The sequence below is a fragment of the Pseudactinotalea sp. genome (assembly GCF_048594945.1).
Lineage (GTDB): Bacteria > Actinomycetota > Actinomycetes > Actinomycetales > Beutenbergiaceae > Pseudactinotalea.
This window is the reverse complement of record NZ_JBMDXJ010000287.1, coordinates 1-1772: the sequence shown is the minus strand read 5'-3', so window position 1 is coordinate 1772 and position 1772 is coordinate 1. Positions and strand designations below refer to the sequence as shown.

Genomic DNA, 1772 nt, shown 5'->3' with positions numbered 1-1772 from the left:
TGGGCAGCGACAGCATGTCCAGCAGGGCGAAGTCACCCATGAGGCGACCGGCGAGCAGGCCGGTCGCGCCGCCGTCGTCGGATCGGACGGTCCACACCCGCTCGGGCGCGCGTTGGCCGCGATCGAAGAGCCGATCGAGGGAGGGCTGCGCGAACAGCAACCGCTGCCCCGGGGTGTCGGGGGCGGGGGAGAAGGTCTGGATCAGGTCGATGGCGTCGCTGCGCGACGCCGGTGAGAACAGGTGCATGAGGTTCCTCGGTTCGAAGCGCCCACAGGGCGCCGTCGTGGCGGCCCACGCTCCGCCGTCGAGGGGAGGTGAGCCTCAGCCGACCTCGGCGAGGGCGGCGCGATGCATGGCAGACATGACGGCCTCCTCTCGCTCGTGGCCCCGGATCCATCAGGGCGACCTGAGCCAGCCTACGGCACGAGCCCATCGATCAGATAATCAGATACCATGGGTGCATGCGCACTCTCACCGCGACCGAGGCATCTCGCAGGTTCTCCGACCTGCTGGACGCCGTTGAGCGCGGCGAGTCGGTCATCGTGACGCGTGGGCGGCACGCGATCGCCGAGATACGCCCCGCTCGCCGTCGGACCGGGCGGGATCTGCGCGCCGCTCTCTCCCATGCGCCGGCGTGGGACCCCGATCTCGAGGCCGACATCGCGGCCGCACTGCGAGGGGTCACCGACGACTGGTCGGATCCGTGGCGCGAGAGCTGATCTTCGATACGAACCTGCTGATCGCGTACGAGCGGGGAACGATCCCGCGAGAGAAGTTCGATGACGACGAGATCGCCATCGGCGCCATCACCGTGGCCGAGTTCCGTGTCGGCATCGAGCTTGCGGACACGCCCGAGCGTGCGGCCGAGCGTGCTCGCATCCTCGCAGCGATGCTCTCGAGTCTCGATGTCCTCGACTACACCGAGGCGACCGCCGCCGAGCACGGTCAACTGCTCGCGCACGTTCGCCGCACCGGTCGGCCGCGCGGCGCGCACGATCTCATCATCGCGGCCCATGCTGTCGAGAGCCGTCGAGTGGTCGTGAGTCGTGACGCTGCAGCGCGGTTCGGTGACCTTCCCGGCGTGGTCGCTGACGAGGCACCCTGAATACTGGGCGCGTGGACGACGACGAGGCCATGGGGCTGGCCATCGAGAAGGCTGAACAGGCACGCGACCTGGGGGACGTGCCGATCGGGGCGCTCGTGCTCGACGAGAGCGGCGCCGTCGTGGTCGCCACCCATAACAGGCGAGAGGTCGACGGCGACCCCACGGCTCATGCGGAGGTCCTCGCCTTGCGCGAGGCGGGCCTCGCGCGGGGTCGGTGGCACCTCGGTGGCTGCACGCTCGTGGTGACGCTGGAGCCGTGCACGATGTGCGCGGGCGCGATCGTGCTCTCCCGTGTGGACCGCGTGGTGTTCGGGGCGCTCGACCCGAAGGCGGGGGCAGCCGGGTCGGTGAGCGACGTGCTCGCCGATCCCCGGCTCAACCACCGCCCCGAGGTGACCTCAGGCGTCCGAGCCGACGAGTGCGGCCGGCTCCTGAAGGACTTCTTCGCCGCCCGGCGCCGCTGACCGCGGCGCGGTGACCACCGGCAGGTCCTCGGGCACGATCCGGATCGCGCCCTTGTCCGCCGACTGCGCGAACGCAGCGTAGGCGCGCAGCGCGGCCGAGACCGGCCGCTGCCGGTCCTTCGGCTTGTACCCGCCGCTAGCCTCGAGGGCGGTGCGACGGCGATCCAGCACAGCCTCAGGCACGTCGAGCGAGATAGCGCGG

The 1772-nt window shown here is 70.8% G+C and carries 5 protein-coding genes; 3 read left to right on the top strand and 2 right to left on the bottom strand.

From position 1 onward, the window contains the following. Positions 1-247, bottom strand: a 247-nt coding sequence (locus tag ACOJSN_RS12460; protein ID WP_420112820.1) for a hypothetical protein, incomplete at its 3' end; no start/stop codon positions are given. A gap of 215 nt (positions 248-462) precedes the next feature. Between ACOJSN_RS12460 and ACOJSN_RS12455 the strand changes: the two genes are divergently transcribed. The 3 genes from ACOJSN_RS12455 to tadA are packed head-to-tail and all read left to right on the top strand — an operon-like array spanning position 463 to position 1570. After that, positions 463-720, top strand: a complete 258-nt coding sequence (locus ACOJSN_RS12455; protein ID WP_420112819.1) for a type II toxin-antitoxin system Phd/YefM family antitoxin — start codon at positions 463-465, stop codon at positions 718-720. After that, a complete protein-coding gene (locus ACOJSN_RS12450) occupies positions 705-1106 on the top strand; it encodes a PIN domain-containing protein (protein WP_420112818.1) in 402 nt (133 codons plus the stop codon). The genes ACOJSN_RS12455 and ACOJSN_RS12450 overlap by 16 nt, the downstream gene beginning before the upstream one ends. An 11-nt stretch (positions 1107-1117) precedes the next feature. Continuing rightward, the gene (tadA, locus tag ACOJSN_RS12445; protein WP_420112817.1) at positions 1118-1570 is read left to right on the top strand and encodes a tRNA adenosine(34) deaminase TadA; all 453 of its coding nucleotides are present in this window, start codon (positions 1118-1120) and stop codon (positions 1568-1570) included. On the opposite strand, the gene ACOJSN_RS12440 is transcribed toward tadA, so the two are convergent. Continuing rightward, positions 1505-1772 (bottom strand): hypothetical protein (locus ACOJSN_RS12440; protein ID WP_420112816.1); only part of this gene is annotated, 268 nt, incomplete at its 5' end. The genes tadA and ACOJSN_RS12440 overlap by 66 nt on opposite strands.